The organism is Amycolatopsis sp. NPDC001319, from assembly GCF_042896185.1.
Classification (GTDB): Bacteria; Actinomycetota; Actinomycetes; order Mycobacteriales; family Pseudonocardiaceae; genus Amycolatopsis.
Window position 1 is genome coordinate 219,185 of sequence record NZ_JBIAWY010000003.1, and the last position, 23,480, is coordinate 242,664.

Consider the following 23,480-nt stretch of genomic DNA (forward strand, 5'->3'; position numbering starts at 1 on the left):
GCACTGGGCTAGAGTCCACGAGTGGCCGAGAAGGACGACAACACCGCCGAACCCGCGGGGCTGACCAGCGAGAACCTCGCGAAGCCGGAGCCCGCGCCGAACGAAGCCGAACAGGCCGAGCAGGCAGGGCCCGCCCCGCAGGTCGAGCAGCCCGAGCAGGTCAAGCACGTCGAGGAGCAGGCGAAAGAGCTCCCGACCGGCTTCCCCAAGGCGCCGCCCGTCGCGTCGTCCCCGGAGTACCTGCAGAACGACGCGGAGCCCTCGAAGGAGCAGGCCCCGGGCCCGGTCAAGGCCGCGTTCATCCTCACGATCGCCGCGTCCGTGGTGCTGCTGATCGGCCAGGTCGTCTGGATCTTCTTCAAGCAGCAGCTCGTCGACCAGGCGGTGAAGGCGACGCCGGCCGGCCGCAAGCTCGACATGGCGCAGCTCGAGTCCAACGCCACCACGCTCGTGTGGGCGCTGTTCGTCGGCGCGCTCTGCTTCAGCATCATCATGGTGCTGTTCGCCTACAAGGCCCGCGAGGGCACGCGTTCGGCCCGGACCGTGGTCACGATGCTGGCGCTGCTGGGGCTGGTGTTCCAGCTCGGGCTCGTGCGCAGCGTGTTCTCGGTGGTGTCGTCGCTGCTGCTGGTGATCCTGGTGGTGCTGCTGTACCTGCCGAGCACCAGGGACTTCTTCCCCAAGGTCGGCAAGCAGCTGTAATGGACCGCACGCTCTACTCCGAACCCGGCGTCGGCTGGCGCTCGCTGGCCTGGGGGCCGCTGTTCGCGGTGCTCGGCGCGGTGGCGGAGCTGGCGACGGGCGGACCGGTGCACTGGATCCCGTGGCTGCTGATCGCGGTCGCGCTCTGCGGGCTCACGGTCCCGTGGGTCTATGCGCGCCGGCGGTTCCTCTCGCTGGAGGTGACCACGCAGGAGCTGCGCCAGGGCCGCGAAAGCGTCGAGGCGAAGCGGATCGCGGACGTCACCGACGTCGGCACCCCCGTCGGCGCGCGCGTGCTCGGCGGAGGCTGGAGCGTGCCGAACAAGTACGACGAGCTGCCCGTGAAGCTCGACGACGGCACGGTCGTGCTCGCGTGGGCCCGGGACGTCGAGGCCCTCAAGGCGGCGCTCACCCGGCTGGTCGAGGCGAACGAGACGAAATGACGCAGGGCGAGAAACCTGAGAGGCTTGATCCCGTGATCGACCTTCCCCAGCCGACCGGCGCCGATCTGTGGCCCGGCGATTCGGCCAAGCCGGCGCGGCTCAACCAGCCGTGGCGCGCGTTCGTGGCGCTCGGCGAGCTCGTCGTGGCCGCGTTGGCGCTGTGGCTGGCGTTCGTGCTGTGGCACGCGGGTGTCGTCACGGTCGTCACCACCGCCGGCGACGGCGCCCAGCTGGCGTCGCAGCGGTACTTCGGCGGGCACATCGCGGGCGCGCTCGCGCTCGGCGCGCTGTGCGCTGTGCTCGTGGTGGACGCGGTTCGTCAGCTGCTGCTCGCGGTGAGTGCGCGGCACCGCCGGAAGAAGCGCTGACTCCGCAACTCGAGGCGCCACATCCACAGCTGGCCCACAGGGAACCAACAGCTGACTGCTAAGCAGCGCCACCAGTCTTGCGGCCATGACGCGGCTGCGTACCCGGACATGGGTCATCAACGGGGTGCTGGTCGTACTGCTCGGCGGTGCGGCTTTCGGGATCTACCAAGCATTCACGCCGGCGGGCAACACCGCCCAGGCACAGACCCGCACCACCCCGGTGCGCCGCGGCGACGTGACCGAAACGGTCTCCGCCGCGGGCACCCTCTCGAGCGGCTACACCGGCGCCGCCAACTTCACGACCTCCGGCAAGGTCACGAGCATCGACGTGAAGGTCGGCGACGTGGTGAGCGCGGGGCAGAAGCTCGCCACGATCGACTCGACGCAGGCCGAGAAACAGCTTCAGGTCGCCAAGGACAACCTCGCCGTGGCGGAGGACAACCTCGCCACCGGTGAGGACACTCCGACCACCACGTCGGGCTCCGGCGCCGGGCAGGGCCAAGGCCAGCAGCAGAGCCAGGAGTCCGTGACCTCGCTGCAGGCCAAAGTGGACCAGGCGCAGCTCGACGTCGACACGGCCCAGTCGGCCGTCGACGCCACCGTGCTCACCGCGCCCGGCGCCGGCACCGTGACGGCGATCAACGGCACCGTCGGGCAGCAGGCCGGCAGCGGCGGGTCGGGGAGTTCGGCGAGCAGCGGCGGTTCCGGCGGCAACGGCGGGAACGGTGGCAACAGCCAAGGTTCGTCCGCGAGCTCGTCGAGCAGCTCGTCGTCCAGTGGGTTCGTCCAGATCACCGACATGACCAACCTGCTCGTGGACACCTCCGTCGCCGAGATCGACGTGAGCAAGGTGAAGGCGGGCCAGAAGGCCACCGTCACGCTCAACGCCTCGCCCGACCAGCCGATCCAGGCGTCCGTCTCGAAGGTCGACCTCACGCCCACGACCAGCGGCAACGTCGTCTCCTACGGTGCGCAGCTCACGCTCACCAACCCGCCGTCGGGGCTGCGGCCCGGGCAGTCGGCGAGCGTCGTGATCACCGTGGCCGAGGCCGACAACGTGCTGAGCGTGCCGGCCGCCGCCGTCACCACGGCGGGCACCACGAACGTCGTCACGATCCAGGAGAACGGCCGGAACGTGCCGCAGCAGGTGGAGATCGGCGTGCGCGGCGAGTCCACTGTGGAGATCAAGTCCGGCTTGACCGAGGGCGAGAACGTGGTGCTCACGGCCGCGTCGCCGACCACGGCCACGGGCGGCGCGGGCCAGCGCGGCGCCGGCGCCGGTGGGTTCGGCGGCTTCGGCGGCACGGGCGGTACCGGTGGCGCCGGTGGCGGCTTCCGCGGCGGCCAGGGTGGCTTCGGTGGCGGGGGACGCGGATGAAACCCGTGATCGCGGTCTCCGGACTGCGCAAGACCTACGGCGCCGGCGAGACGGCCGTCCACGCGCTGCGCGGGGTCGACCTCGTCGTGCGGCCGGGGGAGTACGTGGCCATCATGGGCGCGTCCGGCTCCGGCAAGTCGACGCTGCTGAACATGCTGGGCTGCCTCGACGTGCCGACTTCGGGCAAATACCTGCTCGACGGGTTCAGCGTCGCGGACCTCAACGAACGCCAGCTCGCCTTGCTGCGCAACCGGAAGATCGGGTTCATCTTCCAGTCGTTCAACCTCGTGCCGCGTACGAGTGCGTTGTCCAATGTGGAACTTCCGCTCGTCTACAGTGGACTTCGCCGGGCTGCGCGGCGGGAACGGGCACTGGCGGCACTGGAAATGGTGGGGCTCACCGAGCGCGCCAAGCACCTGCCGAGCGAGCTTTCCGGCGGCCAGCAGCAGCGCGTCGCCGTCGCGCGGGCCCTGGTGACCGGACCGGCGTTGCTGCTCGCCGACGAGCCCACCGGCAACCTCGACCGCGCCAGCACCGAAGACGTGCTCGGTGTGTTCGACCGGCTCAACGCCTTGGGTCGCACGATCGTCGTGATCACGCACGAGGACGAGGTCGCCGAACACGCGCACCGCGTCGTGCGCGTCAGCGACGGCCGGATCGTGAGCGACGAGCTCAACCGCAGCGTCGGAGTGGTCGCGTGAACGTGTTCGAGGTGCTGCGCTTTGCCGTGCGCGGCCTCACCGCCAACAAGCTGCGCTCGACGCTCACCACGCTCGGCATCACCATCGGCGTCGCGTCGGTGATCCTGCTGGTTGCAGTGGGCAACGGGGCTTCGGCCGCGATCGCCGCCAGCATCCAGGGCCTGGGCACGGACGTGGTCAACGTGTCGCCGTCGCGCGGCGGCGGGCAGGGCAGCGAGGCGCGGCCGCTGACCGTGCAGGACGCCCACGCCCTCGTCGACCCGGTCGGCGCGCCCGACGTGAAGGCCGCGTCGCCGGTGGTGAACACCAGCGCGACGGCCACCTACGGGCAGACGTCGTACGACATCTCGACGGTCGCGGGCACCGAGCCGGCCTACTTCACCACGACCAACCGCCAGATCGCCGACGGCGCGCTGTTCACCACCGAGGACGTGACGCAGGCGCGCAAGGTCGTGGTCCTCGGCCCGACCACGGCCCAGGCGCTGTTCGGCACCGCGGAGCCGGTGGGCAAGAACGTGCTGCTCAACAGCATCCAATTCACCGTGGTGGGCGTGCTGCAGGCCAAGGGCAGCACGGGGCTGCAGAACGCGGACGACGTCGCCATCGCCCCGATCAGCGCGGTGCAGAACTCGCTCGCGGGTTACGGCAACCTGAGCCAGATCGCGGTGCAGGCCACCTCGGCCGACTCCGTGTCGCTCGCGCAGGCCGAGATCACGGCGATCCTCAACGCGCGCCACGGCATCCGCCTCGGCGGCACCCCCGACTACCAGATCCAGAACTCGGAGCAACTGCTGGCGACGCGCACGTCGGCCACGCAGACGTTCACCGTGCTGCTGGGCGCCGTCGCCGCGATTTCCCTCCTGGTGGGCGGGATCGGCGTCACGAACATCATGCTGGTGACCGTGACCGAGCGGATCCGCGAGATCGGCATCCGCAAGGCGATCGGCGCGCCGCGCTCGGCGATCCTCGGCCAGTTCCTCGCGGAGGCGACGATGCTGAGCCTGTTCGGCGGGTTCCTCGGCGTGGTGATCGGCGTGGTCGGCAGCCAGTTCAGCTTCGCGGGCATCACCCCGGTGGTGGTGCCGTCGTCGATCGTGCTGGCCTTCGCGGTGTCGGCGCTGATCGGTCTCTTCTTCGGCAGTTTCCCGGCGAACCGGGCCTCGCGCCTGCGCCCGATCGACGCCCTCCGGCACGAGTAGGAGCCTTCGCACATGTCTTCGTCCACCCAGTCGCCCGGGTTGGGAAACCCCGTCCCCGACGAGCCGACGACCGAGTTCCCACCGGTGACGGCGCCGTTGGCGGCTTCTCCTTCTCCTTCGCCTTCGCCGGAAGAGATCGTGGCTTCTCCGGCGGTCGACGGTGATCTGAACCAGGAGATGAAGCGGGTCGCCAAGCCGTTCGGCAAACCGACGTTCGTGCTGGCCGGCCTGCTGGTCATCGCCCTGTCCTTCGCCGGAGGTGCTTGGACGCACGCGGCTTTCGGCTCCGGTTCCGGCGGCGGCGGTGCCGCGGCTGCCCGCACCGGCGGCCAGCAGAGCGGCGCCCGCGGCGGCTTCGGCGGCCGCGGCACGGGCACCGGCACGGGTACGGGGACCGGGGCGGGCACCGGCGCCGCCCAGCAGGGCCAGGGCTCCGGCGGCTTCACCGGCGCCCGCGGCGGCGCGGGCCGCGGCACCGTCGGCACGGTCGAAAAGGTCGACGGCACCACCGTCACCCTGAAAACCCTGCAGGGCACCGACGTCACCGTGTCCACTTCGGACTCCACCACCGTCGGCCTCACCCAGCCCGGCAAGCTGTCGGACCTCAAACCCGGCGCCACCGTGACGGTCCAGGGCCGTCCCGGCTCCGACGGCACCGTCGCCGCGCAGGCGATCGTGCAGCAGCCCGCGCGTTAACGCTCGGCGGCATCGAGGGCCGGCACCAACGGGGCCAGCGACGTCCGCAGCAAGTCCGGCAGGGAACCCGAAACCACGACAAAACCCGAGGTCACGGGCTGGGCCCACTGTTCGAGTGCGATCCGCACCGCGGCGGCGACCGCGGCGGCCAGCACGCGGGCGGTGGGCCCGTCCGGTACCCGCTCGGCCAGCGCGGAAGTCAGCGGCGGTTCGAGCGCCGTCGCGGAGCGCGCGTATGCGGTGCGCAATGCGGGGCTTGTCGTGATGAGCAGCAACGCTTCGCGGGCGTTCTCGTCGGGCTCGGTGTACTGCGAAACAACGGCCTCCACCACCGCGTCGGCCAAGCCGGCCGGAGAAGCGCGGACGGCGGCCGCGACCCGCGCTTCGCGGTCGCTGGTCACGGCGAAGACGATCGCGTCCTCGCGGCTCGCGAAGTAGTTGTTGTAGGTCCGCGGTGAGACCCCGGCGGCTTTCGCGATGTCGTCGACCCGCACGTTCTCCGCGCCGCGCTCGACTGCCAGCCGCAACGCGGCGGAGCTCAACGCCGTGCGGGTGGCTTGCTTCTTGCGTTCACGCAGACCGGTCACCGGTCCAGTAAAGCCGAAAACCTGCGGATCCGCAATCTTGCGCGCACGCAACATTGCGAGCTAGCCTCGCCGCCATGAGAGCCAACGGCATTGCCTACGACACCGGATTCCTCAGCAACGGAGCCACTTCCTGGGACGACTTCGACGCGGACGTCGTCCGGCGCGAGCTCACGATCATCCGCGACGACCTGCACTGCACCGCCGTCCAGCTCGTCGGCGGCGTCCCCGAGCGGCTGGAGATCGCCGGCCGGCTCGCGGCCGAGCTGGGGCTGGAGGTGTGGTTCTCGCCGTACCCGCTGGACCTGACCGTCGACGAGCTGCACGCGCTCTTCGCCGACTGCGCCGAACGCGCCGAGCGGATCCGCCGCACCGGGGCGGAGGTCGTGTTCGTCGCCGGAGCCGAGCTGTCCGTGATGGTCCAGGGCTTCGCCGACGGCGCCACGCTGGAGCAGCGCCTCGGCTGGCTGCTCGGCGACCCGGCCGACCGGCCCGCGCGCCTGGCGAAGGCGAGTGAACGCCTCGGCGACTTCTTCCGCGAAGCCGTGCCGGCGATCCGCAAGATCTTCGGCGGCAAGGTCACCTACGCGGCCATCCAGTTCGAGCGCGTCGACTGGGACCTGTTCGACTTCACAACGCTGGAGCTCATCCGCTCGGCCGCCGTCGCCGACGTGTTCCGCGAAGGCGTGCGGACGTTGACGCGCCAGGACAAACCCGTGGTCATCACGGGGTTCGGCACGGCCACCTGGCGCGGCGCCGGTGACGTCGCGCCGCGCAGCATGGAGATCGTCGAGAACGACGAGCACGGCCGGCCGGTCCGGCTGAACGACGTCTACGAACGCGACGAACCCGGCCAGGCCCAGTACTTGACCGAACTGCTGGAGATCTTCGAGGAAGAAGGCGTGGACAGCGCGTTCGTCTACCTCTTCGCCCTGCGCACGCACCCGCACCGCCCCGACGGTGACCCGCGCGACGACCTCGACCTCGCGGGCGGCGGCATCGTCAAGGTGTTCGAGGACCGCACCGGCACGACGTACCCCGGCCTGCCGTGGGAGCCCAAGGCGGCTTTCCACGCTGTCGCCGAGCGTTACCGCATCCAGGACTAGGTACCCGGCCGGGTGCCGCCCTAACCGGTGGTACCCGGTTCCGTGTCCGATCGTGCACCCATCGGACCCCTGACGGTGGTAATTCCCTTAGTCTTCCTTGCTCGCGGCGCGTCCCGCGTGGATCACTGGAGAGAGGCCGGTGTCGCACGACGGGAGCGCTCCAGTGAATTTCCGGGTCCAGGAAGGGAAAATTCGGACAGCCAGCACGGTCGCGGAACTCGACGCGCTGTTCCTCGACCGGATTTCCCTGCTGCAGCCCAGAATTTTCGTCGAAGCCGGCGCGTTCGAGGCCGAGACTTCGCTGAGGGTCGCCGAAGCGGTGCCGGAGTGCACGGTGGTGGCGTTCGAGGCGAATCCCTACGTGCACCGGAAGTTCACTGCTGCCACGGACTTCGCGGCGCGTGGTGTGGACTACCGCCACCAGGCGCTGGCGAGCGAACCCGGCGAGGTCACCTTCCTGGTGATCACCGACAGCGCCAGCCTGGCCGACGACCGCGTCGAGGGCTACAACTCCCTCCTGCGCCGCAGAGGCGACGACTGGCTCGGCGACGTCGAGTACGAAGAGGTCACCGTCGCGGCGACGACGCTCGACCGCGAATTCGCCGCCGCACCAGGGCCGTTCGCGTTGTGGATGGACGTCGAAGGCGCCACGGAACAAGTCCTCAGCGGCGCGGGAACCTTCCTCGACCGGTGCGACCTGCTCAAGATCGAGGTCGAGGAAACCCCGTTCTGGCAGGACCAATGGCTGGCCGCCGACGTCGTCGAGAAGCTCCGCCAGCACGGCCTCGAACCGTTCGCCCGAGACACGCAGACCGAAGACCAGTACAACGTCCTCTTCACCAGGAAGCGCTTTCTGCCTGCAGACCTCGAACCGGTGAAGGGACTCGCATGACGTTCGCCCGTCGCCTTCTCGACCTCGAATCCCGCCTCGACTCGCGAAACCTCGACTGGTACGTCGACAACCTCGACAACCCCGTCATGGACTACTGGCAGGTCGAGCGCCCTGGCCGGCTCATGCGCGACGCCGAGACCGGCGCCCCCGTGACCGACCGCATCACCATCGCCGAGTTCCTCCGCCGCACCGGCACGGCCGAGCTGTTCGAGCGCTCCGCCGGCATCACCGCCGTGCAGGCCGCCGTGATCAACCCGTGGGGGTTCGTCGGGTTCCAGTTCGGCGAAGGCCTGCTCATCGACCTGCAGTACTACCGCCCGGTGCGCGAAGCCGTGGTCCTCGACGGCGAGGAGGTCAAACTCCCGTCGTACTACGCGCCCGCCCTGGCGGAACGCACCTGGCGCGGCGGCACCACCAGCCACGTCCACCTCGACGAGGGCACCGGGCACTGGCGCATCGGCACCGACGTCAACGAGTGGCGCGGCACGTTCACCGGCCGCGACGGCATCCACTCGCTCGCCGACCTGCGCGACCACGACCGTCAGCTCGCGGTGTTGCGCCGGGCGCTGCGGCACAACGCGAGCATCCTCGACCGCCACTTCGCCAAATCCGGCGGTGACCTGTGGTCGTCGAGCGACCCGTCGCCGGCGTCGCTGCTCGGCGCCGCACACCTCTGCGGTCCGTACGGCGTGCTCGCCTACCTCGAGAGCGGGCAGAGCCGCAGCGACGAGGCCGGCACCTCCATCACCGCGTACCTGGACGCGTTCGCCGACGTCGAGCTCACGCCGGACGATCTCGGCCCGTCATGACGGTCGTGTTCTGGGTGCTGACCCTGTTGTCCGTCTGGTCGTCCGGGCAAGGTTTCGTGCTGCTCGCGCTCGCACGCAAACCCGTGCCACCACCGCCGAGCGGGCCGCGCCGGCGGGTGTCCGTGCTCGTGCCGTGCTTCAACGAGGCCAAGGTGCTGCGCAAGACGATCGACGCCATCCTCGCCTCGCGCGGCGTCGAGCTGGACCGCGTGATCTGCGTCGACGACGGCTCCACCGACGCCACCCGCGCGGTGATGCGGGAAGCCGTGGCGCACTACGGCGACGTGATCCTCGTGCTCGGCCAGCGCAACCTCGGCAAAGCGGCCGCGCTGAACCGCGGCCTGACCGCCGTGACCACGGAGTTCTTCGTCTCCGTCGACGCCGACACGCAGGTGCTGCCCGACACCCTCGCCCGCCTGCTCGGCCACTTCGCCGACCCGCGCGTGGCCGCCGTGTCCGGGCAGATGATCGTCGGCAACCGCCGGCCGGCGCAGGATTTCGTGTACGCCGCGCAGGTGCACGAGTACGAGACCGCGAACAACATCGAGCGCCGCGCCTTCTCGCGGATGCGGCGGATCACCGTGATCCCCGGCGCGATCGGCGCGTTCCGGCGCCGGGCCGTCGCCGCGGTCGGTGGGTACCCCGAGGGCACGCTGGCCGAAGACGCGCACCTCACGCTCGCGTTGCTGCTCGCCGGCCACCGCACGGTGCACGAGGCTTCCGCGGCCGTGCTCACGGAGGCGCCGGACACGATGGCGAGCCTGCGCCGCCAGCGCGTGCGCTGGGCCACCGGGAAAACGCAGGTGCTGCTGAGGATCGCGTGGCCGGCGCTGCGGCGCGGCGGCATCGCGGCGATGCTGTGGTTGTACCTGCTGTGGAACAACTCCGTCCTGCCGCTGGTGTCCGTGCCGAGCGCGGTGCTGCTGCCGCTGTCGGCCGTGGTGCTGCTTCTGCGGGGCGACGACCTGCCCGAGGTGGTGGCGGTGGCCGTGCTCACGATCGTGGTCAACTACGGCTACTTCGTCGTGTCACGGAGGTTCGCGCGGTCCCTCGACGCGGCGGGCCGGGCGGCGGCGGGACTGGTGGCCGCGCGCACCAGCTTTCGGTCCACTGTGGTCATTCCGGTCGTGGGTTCATGGGCGACGTGGATCGCCTGGGCCCGGATCGTGACCGGCCGGCGCGGCGCGTGGGACAAGCTCGACCGCAGCGGTGACGTGCAGGTGCAGCCGGTGGGGGTGCTCGATGCCGACTAAACGCGTGGCCTTCACCTTCGACGACACCCCGCACGACCCGGGCGTCTTCTTCACCCCCGACGAACGCACGGCCGCCCTCGTCGAGCAGCTCCCCGAACAGGCCGGGTTCTTCGTCGTGGTCGGCGATTTCCAGCAGCCGCGCGGCGTCGGCGGCGAGGCCCGGATCAACGCCTACACCGCGGCCGGCCACGTGCTCGGCAGTCACAGCTACAGCCACCTACGGCTGGCGGACACGTCGGTCGCCGATTACCTCGCCGACCTCGACCGCGCCGCGGAGTGATTCGAAGGCCGCGAAGGCGCCCGGCCGTGGTTCCGCTTCCCGTTCCTGGACGAGGGCGACGACGACCCGGCCAAGCGCGCCGCCGTCCGGAAAGCGTTGGTGCAACGGGGATTGCGCAACGCCTACGTCACCGTGCTCACCCTCGACTGGTACCTCGACGCCCTCGTCGCCGAGACCGTCCGCGCGGGCCGCGCGTGCGACCGCGAAGCCCTGCGGGACCTCTACGTCGAGTCCCTCCTGGCGCCGGCGGAGTTCTACGACCAGCTCGCCGTCGCCGCCACCGGCCGCTCACCCGCGCATGTGGTGCTGCTGCACGAAAACGACCTCAACACCCTCTTCATCGCCGACGCCGCCCGCGCCTTCCGGGAAGCCGGCTGGGAGATCGTGCCGATCGACGAGGCCTACCGCGACCCCATCGCCGACATCGACCCCGACGGCTGGTGCGGCTCCGGCCGCGTGAGCGCGTTGGCCTTGGACAGCAAGAAGATCCGCCCCGGCGGTCTCGACTTCGAAGCGCTCGAACCGCCCGTGCTGCAGCGGGAGTTCGCCCGCCGCGTGGCCCGGTAGTTCAGGAAGGAGAACCGTGTTCGACCTGTGTGTGGGGCTCGGCCAGCACTGTGAGTCCACCTACCAGATCCGCCGCATCACCGGCCAGGAGTCCGCGCACTTCTTCGACTGGCTCGAAATCGACCTGGTTTTCGTGCAGCAAGCCCTCGACACCGACTTCCGGGGCCTGCTCAAACCCGGCCGCATGGCGCTGACCACCGACGGCGAAGGCGCCATCGACCTCGACGCCGGCATCGAGTTCTACCACGAGTTCCACGCGAAGCCGGACGCGAAGCTCACGCTCGAAGACGTCGAAGAACAGCTTCCCGCCGTCCGCGAGAAGCTGGCGTTCCTCGCCCGGCGCTGGCGCGAGCTCGTCGCCTCACCGCAGCGCGTGCTGTACGTCCGCCAGGACGCCAACGGTGTCGAGACCGCCGCCGACCTCGAACGGCTCCAGACCACCCTGCGCGAGCGCTACCCCGGCCACGACTTCGCCCTCCTCTGGCTGCGCCGCACCACTCCCGAGGACCTCGACAAGCTTCCGCCCGGCATCGCGTACCGCGAGATCCCGCTGCTCGAAGGCCGTTGGCAGGGCGACGACGCCGCGTGGGACGAGCTGTTCGCGACGCTGCCGTACGACGAACTGTGGCCGTGAGCGCCGTCGTCGTCGACGGCCTGTCGATGACCTACCGCGTCCCGGTGCGGGAGGCGGGGCTGAAGGCCGCGTTCCGCTCGCTGGTGCACCGGCGCTACCGGGAGGTCGAGGCCGTGCGCGACCTGTCGTTCGAGGTCCCGGCCGGTGAAGTCGTCGGCCTGCTCGGGCCCAACGGCGCCGGCAAGACCACCGCGATGAAGCTCATGTCCGGCCTGCTGCACCCCACGGCCGGGTCCGTCGAGGTGCTCGGCTTCACGCCGTGGCAGCGCCGCACGCCGTTCCTCAAGCAGATCGCGCTCGTGCGCGGCAGCCAGCCCACGGGCGGCGCGCAGGAGCTGACCGTGCTGGATTCCCTGCAGTACCAACGCGTTCTCTACGACATCCCGGAAGCCGGCTACCACGCCGGGCTCGACGAGCTGGCCGAGCTGCTGGAGCTCGGCCCGCTGCTGCACCGGCAGCTGCGCGCGCTCAGCCTCGGCGAGAAGATGCGCGCGGGCTTGGCGCTTTCCCTGCTGTACCGGCCGAAAGTGCTCTTCCTCGACGAGCCGACGCTCGGCCTCGACGTGTCCGCCGCCGCGGCCATCCGCCGGTTCCTCGCCGCCTACGCCACGCAGACCGGCGCCACGATCGTGCTCACCAGCCACTACATGGCCGACGTGGAGTCGTTGTGCCGCAGGCTGATCCTCGTCGACCACGGCCGCGTGCAGTACAACGGTCCGCGCGAAGAGCTGGCCGCGCGGCTCTCGCCGTACAAGCTGCTGCGCATCAGCGCGCCCGCGGCGGTGAAGGAGGACTTCGACGGGGTCGCCGAGGTCGTGGCCACCAGCGGGGTGTCGTGGGACCTGCGCGTGCCGCGGGATGACGTCGCCCGTGTGACGTCGCAGCTGCTGACCTCGCTCGACGTCGTGGACCTGGCGGTGGAGGAGCCGTCGCTGGAGACGGTGCTGGACCGCGCGTACCGGGAGGGCGTGTGAGGACGGCCCGGCTGCTCGCGCTGGCGGTGCGCCACCAGTTCCTGGAGTGGGCGGGCACGTGGTGGTTCACCGCGTCGCTGGTCGTGAACTACGCGATCGGGCCGCTGATCGGGCTCGTCGTGTGGTCCGCCGTGCTCCCGGGCGACGCGCGGATCGTGCGGTACTTCGTGGCGTTGGTGGCCGTGCACCTGCTCACGGCTTCGTTCGAGGACTACACCTTCGCCGAGTCGGTGTACGACGGGAAGATCAGCGCCCGCCTGCTGGAACCCCAGCCCGTGGTGCTCGGACCGGCGGGGGAGAACCTCGCGATCCGGCTGTGGCTGGCGCTGTTCGGGCTGCCGTTGACGGTGGTGGTCGCCCTCGTCACCGGTGCGTCCTACCGCTGGCCGGACGTGCTGCTCGCGCTGCCGTCGCTCGTGCTGGCCGCGGTGCTGCGGTTCCTGTGGACCTGGCTGCTGGCGCTGGCGGCGTTCTGGACCGAACGGGTGCACGCGATCGTCGCGCTGGGCAACATCCTCGTGTTCCTGCTCGGTGGCATCGCCGCGCCGCTGGCCGATCTGCCCGCGTCCTGGCGGCCCGTGGCGTCGCTGCTGCCGTTCCACGCCATGCTCGGGCTGCCCGCCGACATCGCCTCCGGGACGCTGCCGGCGTCGGGCGTGGCGGTGCAGGCCGGCTGGTGCGTGGTCTTCGCGGTGGCCGCCGTGGTCGTCTGGCGCTCCGGCGTACGCCGCTACACGGCGGTGGGCGCGTGAAGCTGCTTCGGTTGTTCGCGACGAGTTTCTCGTTGTCCCTGCGCCAGGCGCTGGCGTTCCGGGCGAACCTCGTGTTCGACGCGGTGCTGTCGGTCGTCGCGCTGGCCTCGACGATCGCCACGGTGCTGGTCATCTTCTCCCGCACCACGACCCTCGCCGGCTGGACGCGACCCGAGGTGCTGGTGCTCATCGGCACGTTCGAGCTGCTCAGCGGCGTGAAGACGACGTTCGTCGACCCGAACCTCGCCGGCTTCCCGACGCGCGGCGTGCGCGAGGGCCGCCTCGACCACCACCTGCTGCAGCCGGCGCCCAGCATGTTCCTCGTCAGCTTCGCCACCGCCGCGCCGCTCGCCGGCGTGCAGATCCTGCTGGGCCTCGGCGTGGTCTTCGCGGGCGCGGCCGAGCTGCCCCGGTTCCCGGGTGCCGGCGCGTTCTCGGTGTGGGCTGTGCTCGTGGCCGCCGCGACCGTGACGACATGGGCGGTCGGGATGATCTTCGCCGGCCTCGCGTTCTGGGCGCCGAAACTCGACCTCCACAGCCTCTTCGGCAACGTCTGGCAGCTCGCCCGCTATCCCGCCGACATCTACGCCCGCCCCCTGCGGCGCGTGTTCACCTACGTCCTGCCGCTCGCGGTGGTCGCCTCCGCGCCGGCCCGCGTCCTCGTCCGCCCGGTCGACGCACTGCTCGTGCTCGGCGCGCTGGTCACCACCGCCGCCTCGGTCCTCGTCGCGATGTTCGTGTGGCGCACAGGCCTGCGCCGCTACACGGGCGCGAGCAGTTAGGCGGGTTCGCGGGGGCGTCCAGCGCCGCGAGCGCGGCCGAGTTGCGCCAGGAACGGGGGCTGGCCGACGACGAGCTGCGGGTCACGGTGATCAGCGCCGGCGACGACATGGTCATCCGGCCGCGGCTCCACGAAGCCGATCCGGACCGCATGCGGGTGCCGCTGGATCGGGTGCTCGGGCCGATCGGCGTCCGCCGGGTTGCCGGCAGCCGCGTTTGCCGGGCGTCTCTTCGACATCGACACTCTGGCCGGCGCGGCCACGCTCGACGCTCATCTGCGTCGCCTTCCGGACCGCGCAACCGAGGCCGGTCGCTTCACCGCGGTGGTCGTCGGCGGCCGAAGTCCGCGGCCTCGTTGCGCATTCCGGCCGGGTGGGTACGTGGAGCGGCTGGGCCGGATAGAGGAAGCGATGACACTCACCAGCAATGCCGCTGAGTCCTCGGAACCGGGGGTCGGGGGTGTCGCGGAAGCTGTCGATCACGGCCGAAGTCGCGGTCTCCCAAGAGAAATCCATCAGGCCACGCCCCGGTCGGTGCTTTCGAAGTGGCGAACCTCGGGCTCGTCGGCGAAGAAACCCGCGGCCTGTTCGGCGAACCGCTTGCCCCCATCGCTCGTGGGGAAGACCACCAGATGGTCTTCGAGCCGCTCCCAGCCGACGCGGAGCAGGTACGTCGAGCGGTGCTCGGCGTCGCGGAAAAGCTCCACGCTCGTGCAGCCCTGCGCTTGCGCGAGAAGGGGTTTGGCCGCGCGGAACGCCTCTTCGAAGTCGTTCTCGCGCCCGTCGGCGATCCGCAGGTAGGCCTGCTCCACCACCATCGTCACTCCATTCCGTCCGGCGGGCTCCGGGCACCCGCGCGCGTCGACGGTAGGACGGCCGCCGGTCGTGGCGTGCCCTGATCGCGACGGCGCAGGACGGATCGCGAAACCCTTTGCCGGGAAGGAACAGCGGCCTGGTCTGCCGCGCGTCGCGCAGCGTGGCCGACGGTGTTTCGCCGAACTGCTCGCGGTAGGCGCGGGAGAAGCGCCCGAGGTTCGAGAACCCCCAGCGGTTGGCGACATCGCTCACGGAACCCGCGTTCTCCCGTAGGTCTTGCCGCGCGCGCTCGAGGCGGACGCGCCTGAGGTAGGCCATCGGAAGCCCTGCTGCTCTCGCCGGCCGCTGACGCCGTCGACGACCATGGACTCGAGGTGCTCGCGGTGCCGCTCCGAGCGGTGGACCAGGCTTTCCCGATCGGCCAGCTCGGACAGCAGTAGCTTCACCGTGGACAACCAGCTTCGCCCGGCGCCCGACGTGAGGGAGAAATCGAGATCGAACCGGACGGAGGTGCCCACCGGGTGACCGAGCAGGCCCTCCAGTTCCGCTTCGAGAGCGCTGGTGGAGATCTTGACGCAGATCTGTTCGGCGTCGGCCGCCCAGCGCGGGAGGTACGTGTGCTCCGACGGGGTGAACACCGCGGCGTGCCCCGGCGTCGTGATCGTCCCGCGCGGCCAGCAGTGCGACTCGACGGCGCCGAACGTGGGGAGGTTGACGTGGTAGGCGCCCAGCGCGCCCGGGTCGACGCTGGTTTCGGTTCCGAAGCAGACGTACCCGACGGTGAGGTGCCGGAGCTCCGCCGCGCTGAGGCGGGAGCTGGGGAGCACCGGGCGGCGCGTTCCCGGACTTCGACCTTCGCGGGGTAGAAGACGCTGTTCAGGTTCTCGCGGAAGACCTCGAACCGAGTCGCCCGGCACAGCTGGCGCAGACTCCACCGCCCCGGGTCGTCACCGTCGACTCGCGGGGCCGGGTCGGTCCTCGTCACCGTGTGGTCCATCGGCGCGCTCCTTTGCGCTGGTCGTCGGCCGCCACTCGCCGGCCGGCACCTCTCCGGGAGGTCGATACTCGCTGGTCATCGGCCGGAGCAGGCATTCGCCATCGCAAGTCAGGCACAGGGCGCCGCTGTCCTCGTCACGCGGCGTCCGGCCGGAAAGCGAAACCCGCGCTTCGCAAACCGGACCCCGGGCCGGTCGTTCCCGCGTACGATTCCGGCGCATGGTCGCACTCGTGCTGAAGATGTCGGTCTCGCTCGACGGCTACGCCGCGCCGGCCGACGGGCGCGTGGACTGGTTCGCCGCGGGCCGCTCCGAGGACGGGGCCGCGGCGAACGTCGAGACGCTGAGCGGCGCCGGTGCGCACCTCATGGGCGCCACCATGTACACGCAGGTGGCCGGCTTCTGGCCGACCGCGACCGGGCCGTTCGCCCAGCCGATGAACGACATCCCCAAGATCGTCTTCTCGAACTCGCTCACCACCGCCGACTGGCCTGAGACGACGATCGTCACCGGCGATCTCGCCGAGGCCGTCACGCGGCTCAAACAGGAGGAGCGCGACGGTTACCTGCTCGCCCACGGCGGCGTCCGGTTCGCCCGGTCCCTGATCGAGACCGGCCTGATCGACGAGTACCGCCTCGTCGTCCACCCGGTCGTGCTGGGCGCCGGTGAGCGGCTCTTCACGAAGCCGCTCACCCTCGAACCGGTGCGCACCACTGCGTTCAGCCGCGGCACCGTCGCCCACGTCTTCACGGCGGCGGCCGCTAGTTGAGGTTCTCGTTCAGCGCGATGATCGCCACGTTCAGCGCCGTCGCGTAGACGATCCAGAGGAAGTACGGCAGCAGCAGCACCGCGGCCAGGTGCGAGCGGCGGTAGAACAAACCGATCGTCATCAGCGTGGTGAAGCCGAGCAGGATGATGTCCACGCAGGCCAGCCGCGTGGAGCCGCCCGCGAAGAACAGCGGCGTCCAGAGCAGGTTGAACAGCAGGCTGACGCCGTACATGGCGAAGCCCTGCGTCTCGCCGTCCGTGCGCCAGTAGACCCAGCCGGCGAACGCGAGCAGCACGTACAGGAGTGTCCACACAGGACCGAACAGCTTCGCCGGCGGCGCCCAGTCCGGCAGCACGAGCCGCGCGTACGTCTCGGGCGCCGACGTGGCGGCGAGCGACCCCACGACGGCGACCACGGCGACCAGCACGAAGAACACCACGAGCACGACCCAGGGGTTGCGCCTGTGCGTGGGCGTGGTCACGTTGCCCTCCCCGTTCACGGCGGCCCGGCGGCACCTGGCTGAACCGCCCGTGATCGGCAGGTTACCAATCCGACCAAAGGCAGGCGGGCACCAAACGGACGTTTCCCCGGTTCGCAACTGTCCCCGTCGTGACCCGTGGTCGGATTGGTAACGAGCAGCACAGTGGAGCACCGCGGCCCGCGCGCGCGACGTCGGCCACCGGCTGGGCTCGGGGATTTGCAAGACTGGACGGGTGAGCACTGGCACCGAGCAGTCCAAGGTTTGGTTCGAACGCGCGAAGGCGGCCGTCCCGGGCGGGGTGAACTCGCCGGTGCGGGCGTTCAACTCGGTCGGCGGCACCCCGCGGTTCATGGTCCGCGGCGAAGGCCCCCACCTGTGGGACGCCGACGGCAACCGCTACGTCGACCTCGTCTCGTCCTGGGGTCCGATGATCCTCGGGCACGCCCACCCGCAGGTGGTCGAGGCCGCGCGCGCGGCCGCCACGAGCGGGCTCTCGTTCGGCACGCCGACGATCGGCGAGGTCGAGCTGGCCGAGGAGATCATCGGTCGCGTCGAGCCCGTCGAGCAGGTGCGCCTGGTCAACTCCGGCACCGAGGCGACGATGAGCGCGATCCGCCTCGCCCGCGGGTTCACCGGCCGGGCGAAGATCGTGAAGTTCGCCGGCTGTTACCACGGTCACGTCGACGCGCTGCTGGCCCAGGCCGGCTCCGGCGTCGCGACACTCGGGCTGCCGACCTCGCCCGGCGTCACCGGCGCGCAGGCCGCGGACACGATCGTCCTGCCGTACAACGACCTCGACGCCGTGCGGAAGTCCTTTGTGGAGAACGAGGGCGAGATCGCCGCGGTGATCACCGAGGCGGCCGCGGGCAACATGGGCGCGATCGCGCCGGATGCCGGGTTCAACGCGGGCCTCGCGGAGATCACCCGCGAGCACGGCGCGCTGCTGATCATGGACGAGGTCATGACCGGCTTCCGCGTCTCGCGCGCCGGCTGGTTCGGCCTCGAAGGCGTGGCCGGTGACCTGTACACGTTCGGCAAGGTCATGTCGGGCGGGCTGCCGGCCGCCGCGTTCGGCGGTCGCGCCGACGTGATGGCGAAGCTCGCGCCGGGTGGTCCCGTCTACCAGGCCGGCACGCTGTCGGGGAACCCCGTCGCCGTCGCCGCGGGCCTCGCGACGCTGCGCGCGGCCGACGACGCCGTGTACGCGGCGCTCGACGCCAACGCGAAGCGGCTCGGCGGGCTCTTCGACGCTGCGCTGACCGAAGCGGGCGTCGCGCACAACGTGCAGTACGCCGGCAACCTCGTGAGCGTCTTCTTCGGTAACGGCGCCGTGCGCGACTACGCGGGCGCGCAGGCCACCGAGACCTGGCGTTTCCCCGCCTTCTTCCATGCACTACTCGACGCCGGCGTGTACGCGCCACCGAGCGCGTACGAGGCGTGGTTCGTGAACGCCGCGATGGACGACGAAGCGTTCGGCGTGATCGAGGCGGCCCTCCCGGCCGCCGCCCGCGCCGCGGCCGAGGCGGTCAAGCCGTGACCACCGTCGTCCACCTCCTGCGCCACGGCGAAGTCCACAATCCCGACAAGATCCTCTACGGCCGCCTGCCGAACTTCCGGCTGTCCGACCGCGGGCAGCGCCAGGCGCTCACCGTCGCGGAAGCCGTGGCGGGCCACGACCTCGCGCACGTCGTCGCGTCGCCGCTGCAGCGCGCCCAGGAGACGGCGGCGCCCATCGCGGCCGCCCACCGCCTCGACATCGCGACAGACGAGGGCCTGATCGAAGCGGGCAACGTCTTCGAAGGCCAGCGCGTGGCCGTCGGCGACGGGGCGCTGCGCCAGCCCAAGGCGTGGCCGCACCTGGTCAACCCGTTCCGCCCGTCGTGGGGCGAGCCGTACGTGGAGATCGCGCACCGGATGCTCGGCGCGGTCTACCGCGCCCGCGAGCAGGCCGAGGGGCGCGAGGCCCTGTGCGTTTCGCACCAGCTGCCGATCTGGACGCTGCGCCGGTTCCTCGAGGCCAAGCGCCTGTGGCACGACCCGCGCAACCGCCAGTGCTCACTGGCCTCGCTGACGTCGCTGGTCTTCGACGGTGAGGCCCTGGTGGACATCGTCTACAGCGAACCCGCGGGCACCACGGACCCGAAGGTGACGGGCGCATGAAACGGGCGCTCGGTGCCTTGCTGGCCGCCGCGCTGCTGGTGGCCGGCTGCTCGACGGGCAAGGACGCCGTCGTCTCCGGCGGCACCTTCACGTTCGTGTCGCCCGGCGGGCAGATCGACATCACCTACCCCCTCGACAAGCGCCAGACGGCCCCGGTGCTGGCCGGCGACGACCTGATGAACGAGGGCAAGCAGCTGTCGCTGAACGACTTCGCGGGCAAGCCCGTGGCGATCAACCTGTGGGGCCAGTGGTGCGGGCCGTGCCGCGCGGAGGCGCCGGAGCTGGAGAAGGCGGCGAAGCAGTTCCAGCCGCTCAACGCGGCGATCGTCGGCCTCGACGTCCGCGACCCGGCCCGCTCGGTCGCCCAGGACTTCGTGCGCGACCGCGCCATCACGTACCCGTCCATCTGGGACCCGTCGGGCCGTGTGCTGCTGCAGCTCCAGGGCTACCCGCGCAACATCATTCCCTCGACGATCATCCTGGACAAACAGCACCGCGTGGCGGCCGTGTTCCTGCGCGACGTCCTCGCGACCGACCTCGTCCCGGTCATGCAGCGGCTGGCGGCCGAGAAGTAGCCTGCCCGCCCGCTCGTCACTTCGGTGATCGGCGCCGCCGGATCCGTCCGGCAGCGCCGGTCACGAGTGGGACCTTGGTCCCGTTCGGGCTGTGGCGTACGTCCTGTGAGCTGCCCCCGCCCGTCTCACGCGAAGCTCACTGCCTACTCTCAAGTGCGTGAACTCCGTGTCCGAGCTGGCGATCTCCGGACCGCTGCTGCTCGCCGCGGGCGTGGCGTTGCTGGCCGGCGCGATCTCGTTCGCGTCGCCCTGCGTGGTGCCGCTCGTGCCCGGGTACCTGGCGTACCTCGCGGCGCTGGTGGGAGCCGACGCGCCGGCGGTGAGCGTCGACGAGGAACGCAAGAAGGGCCGCTACGCCGTGCTGGGCGCGGCGGGTCTGTTTGTGCTCGGGTTCACCGTCGTGTTCGTCGCGACGCTCGGCACGCTCGTCTGGCTCGCGGACACGCTGCTGATCAACCAGGACCTGTTGCAGCGCATCGGCGGGGTGCTCACGATCGCGATGGCGCTCGTGTTCCTCGGCTGGATCCCGGGCCTGCAGCGGGAGGTCCGCTCGCACCGCGTGCCGGGCGGTGGGATCTGGGGCGCGCCGCTGCTGGGTGCGGTGTTCGGGCTCGGCTGGACGCCGTGCATCGGCCCGACGCTCTCGGCCGTCACGAGCCTCGCGAGCGCCACGGGCGGCGCGGCCGCGCGCGGGTACCTGCTGGTGCTCGTCTACTGCCTGGGCCTCGGCCTGCCGTTCCTGCTGATCGCGCTCGGCGCCCGCTGGGCCGTGCGCGCCACCGACTGGCTGCGCCGCAACGGCCGCCGCGTGCAGCTCATCGGCGGTGGGCTGCTGATGGTCGTCGGCATCCTGCTCGTCACCGGACTCTGGGGAGACGTCATGGGCTGGCTCCGCAACTCCGTCGCCTCGAACCTGGTGCTGCCACTGTGACCACCACCGAAGCACCCCCGGCCAGCCCGCAGCGCCCGTACCGGCCGTCGGCCGGCAAGCAGCTGCTCGCCTTCCTGCGCAACACCTGGCGCGGCCTCACGTCGATGCGCACCGCGCTCGTGCTGCTGTTCCTGCTGGCGCTCGCCGCGCTGCCCGGCGCACTGCTGCCGCAGAACCGGCTCAACGCGGCCAAGGTCGACGAATACATCACCAGCCACGGCTGGTGGGGCAGCCTGCTCGACAAGCTGCAGTTCTACGACGTCTACTCCAGCGTCTGGTTCTCGGCGATCTACCTGCTGCTGATGATCTCGCTCGTCGGCTGCCTCACGCCGCGCAGCTGGGACTACGTGCAGCAGATGCGCGCGAAGCCCGTGCTGACGCCGCGCAACCTCGCGCGCATGCCGCACCACCGCATCGTCCGCACCGCGCGCACCCCGGAATCGATCCGCGAAGACGTGCGCAAGCAGCTCTCGGGCTGGCGCAAGATCGAGCGGGACGAAGAAGGCGGTTTCTCCATCTCCGCCGAACGCGGCTACCTGCGTGAGACCGGCAACCTGCTCTTCCACTTCGGCATGCTCGGCCTGATCATCTTCTTCGCCCTCGGCAAGCTCTACAGCTACGAGGGCCAGGTGATCGTGCAGGCCGACGGCAGCCAGTTCTGCAACTCCGGCATCTACAACTACGACTCGTTCGAAGCCGGCCTGCGCATCGACGGCACCGACCTCGACGAGTTCTGCGTGAAGGTCAACGACTTCACCGCGAACTACACGCCCGCCGGCGAGGCGGACTACTACCACTCGAACATCCAGTACCAGTCGGGCGAAGACCTCAAGACCAACACGTGGCGGCCGTACAACCTGCAGGTCAACGACCCGCTGCGCACCGTCGGCGACCGCGTCTACCTGCTGGGCAACGGCTACTCGCCCCAGTTCACCGTGACGTTCCCGAACGGCGAGCAGCGCACGCAGAACACGCAGTGGCGGCCTACCGACACGACCACGATGCTCTCGCAGGGCGCCACCAAGTTCGACCAGCCCGGCATCACCGACGAGATCCAGCGGCGCACCAAGCAGCTCGCGATCACCGGGGTGCTGGCGCCGACGTCGTTCGTCCACGGCGGGATCCTCACCTCCACCGCGCCCGAGCTGAACAACCCGATGGTCGCCGTCGACGTGCTGCGCGGCGACCTCGGCCTCGACGCGGGCCGCGGGCAGTCGGTGTTCGAGGTCGACCAGGACCGCGTGGCCGACGGGCGCCTCAAGCGCGTCGCGCGGCAGAACCTGGCCATCGGCCAGTCGGTGACGCTCGACGACGGCACCAAGGTCCGCTTCGACGGCGTGAACAAGTGGGTGAACCTCCAGATCTCCCACGACCCCACGCAGGTGTACGTGCTCGGCTTCGCGATCGTGATGTTCGCGGGCCTGGGCGGATCGCTGCTGGTCAAGCGGCGACGGGTGTGGGTGCGGGTGCGCCAGGGTGACGACGGACACGCGGGTACCGTGATCGAGGTCGCCGGGCTGGCGCGCACCGACCAGGCAGGGTACGGCGAAGAGTTCCAGCGGATCAGCGAACGGCTGGTCACGGGCCGGAAAGGCAGCTGAGGCATGCAGATCAACGAGACGTTGTCGCAGTACAGCGACTGGTTCTACACCACGACGGTGGCGATCTACGTCCTCGCGCTCCTGCTCTCGCTGTTCGAGCAGGCCTTCGGCGCGAAGGGCCGCCAGGCCCACGCGCGCAGCGCGCAGAAGTCGCTGGTCGGCGCCGGCGGGCCGGTGATCGAGGACGCCGACACCCCGGCCGAGCCCGAGGCTCCGCGTGAGGTCGGCCGTCCCGAGCGCATCGGCCGCATGGGTGCCTCGCTGCTGGTGCTGGGCGCGCTGCTGCAGCTCACCGCGATCGTGCTGCGCGGCCTCGCCGTGCACCGCGCGCCGTGGGGCAACATGTACGAGTACGGCATGGCGGTCACCTTCATCACGGTGGTCGCGTGGCTGATCGTGATCCGGAAGTTCCCGGTGCGCCACCTCACGGGCTTCCTGCTGCTGCCCGTCGTGATCCTGATGTTCATCAACGGCACGCTGCTCTACACGGTGGCCGCGCCGGTCGTGCCCGCGCTTCAGTCGTACTGGCTCTACATTCACGTGTCGGCCGCGATCATCGGCTCCGGCGTGTTCCTGGTGCCCGGCGTGGCGAGCGTGCTCTACCTCTTCCGCACCGCGTACGACCGCAACCCGGCCAAGTTCTCCGGCTTCGGCCCCAAGCTCCCGGCCGCCGACGTGCTCGACCGCATCGCCTACCGCGCCACGATCGTGGCGTTCCCGATCTTCACCTTCGGCGTGCTGTGCGGCGCGGTGTGGGCCGAGGCCGCATGGGGCCGGTTCTGGGGCTGGGACCCGAAGGAGACCGTCGCCTTCATCGCGTGGGTCGTCTACGCGGCCTACCTGCACTCCCGCGCCACCGCCGGCTGGCGCGGCACGCGGGCAGCGGTGATCAACATCGTCGGGTTCGCGGTGACGATCTTCAACCTGTTCTTCGTCAACCTGGTGACTGCCGGACTCCACTCGTACGCCGGGGTCAACTGACCGGGGGTCCACGCGGTTCGTAACACTCCCCCCGACTACCGTCGATACCTGAGG

General features: G+C 70.6%; 28 protein-coding genes and 1 pseudogene. 24 read left to right on the forward strand and 5 right to left on the reverse strand.

Annotation, left to right across the window (positions count from 1 at the left end):
• Positions 1-21 precede the first annotated feature (21 nt).
• The 7 genes from ACFY1H_RS11495 to ACFY1H_RS11525 all read left to right on the forward strand — a co-directional run bounded on the left by ACFY1H_RS11495 (position 22) and on the right by ACFY1H_RS11525 (position 5,487).
• The gene (locus ACFY1H_RS11495) at positions 22-702 is read left to right on the forward strand and encodes a hypothetical protein (protein WP_386946223.1); all 681 of its coding nucleotides are present in this window, start codon (positions 22-24) and stop codon (positions 700-702) included.
• Positions 702-1,145, forward strand: a complete 444-nt coding sequence (locus ACFY1H_RS11500) for a hypothetical protein (protein ID WP_386946225.1) — start codon at positions 702-704, stop codon at positions 1,143-1,145. The genes ACFY1H_RS11495 and ACFY1H_RS11500 overlap by 1 nt, the downstream gene beginning before the upstream one ends.
• Before the next feature lie 32 nt (positions 1,146-1,177).
• Complete coding sequence (locus ACFY1H_RS11505; protein ID WP_366577841.1) at positions 1,178-1,513, forward strand: hypothetical protein; 336 nt, start codon at positions 1,178-1,180, stop codon at positions 1,511-1,513.
• Positions 1,514-1,598: 85 nt separating this feature from the next.
• Positions 1,599-2,891 carry an efflux RND transporter periplasmic adaptor subunit gene (locus ACFY1H_RS11510; protein ID WP_386946227.1) on the forward strand — a complete coding sequence of 431 codons (1,293 nt, stop codon included), beginning with the start codon at positions 1,599-1,601 and terminating at the stop codon, positions 2,889-2,891.
• Positions 2,888-3,592, forward strand: coding sequence for an ABC transporter ATP-binding protein (locus ACFY1H_RS11515; RefSeq protein ID WP_386946228.1), 705 nt, complete (start codon positions 2,888-2,890; stop codon positions 3,590-3,592). The genes ACFY1H_RS11510 and ACFY1H_RS11515 overlap by 4 nt, the downstream gene beginning before the upstream one ends.
• On the forward strand, positions 3,589-4,791 hold the full coding sequence (locus ACFY1H_RS11520) for an ABC transporter permease (RefSeq protein WP_366577846.1): 1,203 nt from the start codon (positions 3,589-3,591) through the stop codon (positions 4,789-4,791). The genes ACFY1H_RS11515 and ACFY1H_RS11520 overlap by 4 nt, the downstream gene beginning before the upstream one ends.
• A gap of 12 nt (positions 4,792-4,803) precedes the next feature.
• Positions 4,804-5,487: a DUF5666 domain-containing protein gene (locus tag ACFY1H_RS11525; protein ID WP_386946231.1), complete on the forward strand. Its 684-nt coding sequence runs from the start codon at positions 4,804-4,806 to the stop codon at positions 5,485-5,487.
• Here ACFY1H_RS11525 and ACFY1H_RS11530 read toward each other — a convergent pair.
• Positions 5,484-6,074 carry a TetR/AcrR family transcriptional regulator gene (locus ACFY1H_RS11530; RefSeq protein ID WP_386946233.1) on the reverse strand — a complete coding sequence of 197 codons (591 nt, stop codon included), beginning with the start codon at positions 6,072-6,074 and terminating at the stop codon, positions 5,484-5,486. The two genes, ACFY1H_RS11525 and ACFY1H_RS11530, sit on opposite strands and share 4 nt — an antisense overlap.
• A 74-nt stretch (positions 6,075-6,148) precedes the next feature.
• Between ACFY1H_RS11530 and ACFY1H_RS11535 the strand changes: the two genes are divergently transcribed.
• The 10 genes from ACFY1H_RS11535 (at position 6,149) to ACFY1H_RS11580 (ending at position 14,120) form a co-directional block, all read left to right on the forward strand.
• Entirely contained in the window at positions 6,149-7,177 is a 1,029-nt protein-coding gene (locus ACFY1H_RS11535) for a hypothetical protein (protein WP_386946235.1), read from the forward strand.
• Positions 7,178-7,340: 163 nt separating this feature from the next.
• Complete coding sequence (locus tag ACFY1H_RS11540; protein WP_386946237.1) at positions 7,341-8,069, forward strand: FkbM family methyltransferase; 729 nt, start codon at positions 7,341-7,343, stop codon at positions 8,067-8,069.
• Positions 8,066-8,878, forward strand: coding sequence for a hypothetical protein (locus ACFY1H_RS11545; protein ID WP_366577855.1), 813 nt, complete (start codon positions 8,066-8,068; stop codon positions 8,876-8,878). The genes ACFY1H_RS11540 and ACFY1H_RS11545 overlap by 4 nt, the downstream gene beginning before the upstream one ends.
• Positions 8,875-10,131: a glycosyltransferase gene (locus ACFY1H_RS11550; RefSeq protein ID WP_386946239.1), complete on the forward strand. Its 1,257-nt coding sequence runs from the start codon at positions 8,875-8,877 to the stop codon at positions 10,129-10,131. The genes ACFY1H_RS11545 and ACFY1H_RS11550 overlap by 4 nt, the downstream gene beginning before the upstream one ends.
• A complete protein-coding gene (locus ACFY1H_RS11555) occupies positions 10,121-10,411 on the forward strand; it encodes a polysaccharide deacetylase family protein (protein ID WP_386946241.1) in 291 nt (96 codons plus the stop codon). Before ACFY1H_RS11550 ends, ACFY1H_RS11555 begins: the two co-directional genes overlap by 11 nt.
• Before the next feature lie 99 nt (positions 10,412-10,510).
• Positions 10,511-10,978, forward strand: coding sequence for a hypothetical protein (locus ACFY1H_RS11560; RefSeq protein WP_386946243.1), 468 nt, complete (start codon positions 10,511-10,513; stop codon positions 10,976-10,978).
• A gap of 16 nt (positions 10,979-10,994) precedes the next feature.
• The gene (locus tag ACFY1H_RS11565) at positions 10,995-11,612 is read left to right on the forward strand and encodes a DUF1796 family putative cysteine peptidase (RefSeq protein ID WP_366577859.1); all 618 of its coding nucleotides are present in this window, start codon (positions 10,995-10,997) and stop codon (positions 11,610-11,612) included.
• Entirely contained in the window at positions 11,609-12,586 is a 978-nt protein-coding gene (locus ACFY1H_RS11570; protein ID WP_386946245.1) for an ATP-binding cassette domain-containing protein, read from the forward strand. The genes ACFY1H_RS11565 and ACFY1H_RS11570 overlap by 4 nt, the downstream gene beginning before the upstream one ends.
• Positions 12,583-13,338, forward strand: a complete 756-nt coding sequence (locus ACFY1H_RS11575; RefSeq protein ID WP_386946246.1) for an ABC-2 family transporter protein — start codon at positions 12,583-12,585, stop codon at positions 13,336-13,338. Before ACFY1H_RS11570 ends, ACFY1H_RS11575 begins: the two co-directional genes overlap by 4 nt.
• Positions 13,335-14,120 carry an ABC transporter permease gene (locus ACFY1H_RS11580; protein WP_386946248.1) on the forward strand — a complete coding sequence of 262 codons (786 nt, stop codon included), beginning with the start codon at positions 13,335-13,337 and terminating at the stop codon, positions 14,118-14,120. Before ACFY1H_RS11575 ends, ACFY1H_RS11580 begins: the two co-directional genes overlap by 4 nt.
• 512 nt (positions 14,121-14,632) lie before the next feature.
• Here the strand turns inward: ACFY1H_RS11580 and ACFY1H_RS11585 are convergent.
• The 3 genes and pseudogenes from ACFY1H_RS11585 to ACFY1H_RS11595 form a co-directional block, all read right to left on the reverse strand.
• On the reverse strand, positions 14,633-14,935 hold the full coding sequence (locus tag ACFY1H_RS11585) for an antibiotic biosynthesis monooxygenase family protein (RefSeq protein ID WP_386946250.1): 303 nt from the start codon (positions 14,933-14,935) through the stop codon (positions 14,633-14,635).
• Positions 14,936-15,146: 211 nt separating this feature from the next.
• A pseudogene (locus tag ACFY1H_RS11590) lies at positions 15,147-15,194 on the reverse strand (hypothetical protein); the annotation flags it as partial.
• On the reverse strand, positions 15,182-15,868 hold the full coding sequence (locus ACFY1H_RS11595) for a hypothetical protein (protein ID WP_386946252.1): 687 nt from the start codon (positions 15,866-15,868) through the stop codon (positions 15,182-15,184). The gene ACFY1H_RS11595 and the pseudogene ACFY1H_RS11590, both read right to left, overlap by 13 nt.
• A 280-nt stretch (positions 15,869-16,148) precedes the next feature.
• Between ACFY1H_RS11595 and ACFY1H_RS11600 the strand changes: the two genes are divergently transcribed.
• Positions 16,149-16,697, forward strand: coding sequence for a dihydrofolate reductase family protein (locus ACFY1H_RS11600; protein ID WP_366577869.1), 549 nt, complete (start codon positions 16,149-16,151; stop codon positions 16,695-16,697).
• Here the strand turns inward: ACFY1H_RS11600 and ACFY1H_RS11605 are convergent.
• Complete coding sequence (locus tag ACFY1H_RS11605) at positions 16,690-17,178, reverse strand: TspO/MBR family protein (protein WP_366577871.1); 489 nt, start codon at positions 17,176-17,178, stop codon at positions 16,690-16,692. The genes ACFY1H_RS11600 and ACFY1H_RS11605 overlap by 8 nt on opposite strands.
• Positions 17,179-17,410: 232 nt before the next feature.
• Here ACFY1H_RS11605 and hemL point away from each other — a divergent pair, with 232 nt between their 5' ends.
• The 6 genes from hemL (at position 17,411) to ccsB (ending at position 23,426) form a co-directional block, all read left to right on the forward strand.
• Positions 17,411-18,715 carry a glutamate-1-semialdehyde 2,1-aminomutase gene (hemL, locus tag ACFY1H_RS11610; RefSeq protein WP_366577873.1) on the forward strand — a complete coding sequence of 435 codons (1,305 nt, stop codon included), beginning with the start codon at positions 17,411-17,413 and terminating at the stop codon, positions 18,713-18,715.
• Positions 18,712-19,338: a histidine phosphatase family protein gene (locus tag ACFY1H_RS11615; protein ID WP_220245956.1), complete on the forward strand. Its 627-nt coding sequence runs from the start codon at positions 18,712-18,714 to the stop codon at positions 19,336-19,338. Before hemL ends, ACFY1H_RS11615 begins: the two co-directional genes overlap by 4 nt.
• Complete coding sequence (locus ACFY1H_RS11620; RefSeq protein ID WP_366577875.1) at positions 19,335-19,913, forward strand: TlpA disulfide reductase family protein; 579 nt, start codon at positions 19,335-19,337, stop codon at positions 19,911-19,913. The genes ACFY1H_RS11615 and ACFY1H_RS11620 overlap by 4 nt, the downstream gene beginning before the upstream one ends.
• Before the next feature lie 157 nt (positions 19,914-20,070).
• Positions 20,071-20,844, forward strand: a complete 774-nt coding sequence (locus ACFY1H_RS11625; protein WP_220245958.1) for a cytochrome c biogenesis CcdA family protein — start codon at positions 20,071-20,073, stop codon at positions 20,842-20,844.
• Entirely contained in the window at positions 20,841-22,445 is a 1,605-nt protein-coding gene (locus tag ACFY1H_RS11630; protein ID WP_366577877.1) for a cytochrome c biogenesis protein ResB, read from the forward strand. Before ACFY1H_RS11625 ends, ACFY1H_RS11630 begins: the two co-directional genes overlap by 4 nt.
• A gap of 3 nt (positions 22,446-22,448) precedes the next feature.
• Positions 22,449-23,426: a c-type cytochrome biogenesis protein CcsB gene (ccsB, locus tag ACFY1H_RS11635; protein ID WP_366577879.1), complete on the forward strand. Its 978-nt coding sequence runs from the start codon at positions 22,449-22,451 to the stop codon at positions 23,424-23,426.
• Positions 23,427-23,480: the final 54 nt, after the last annotated feature.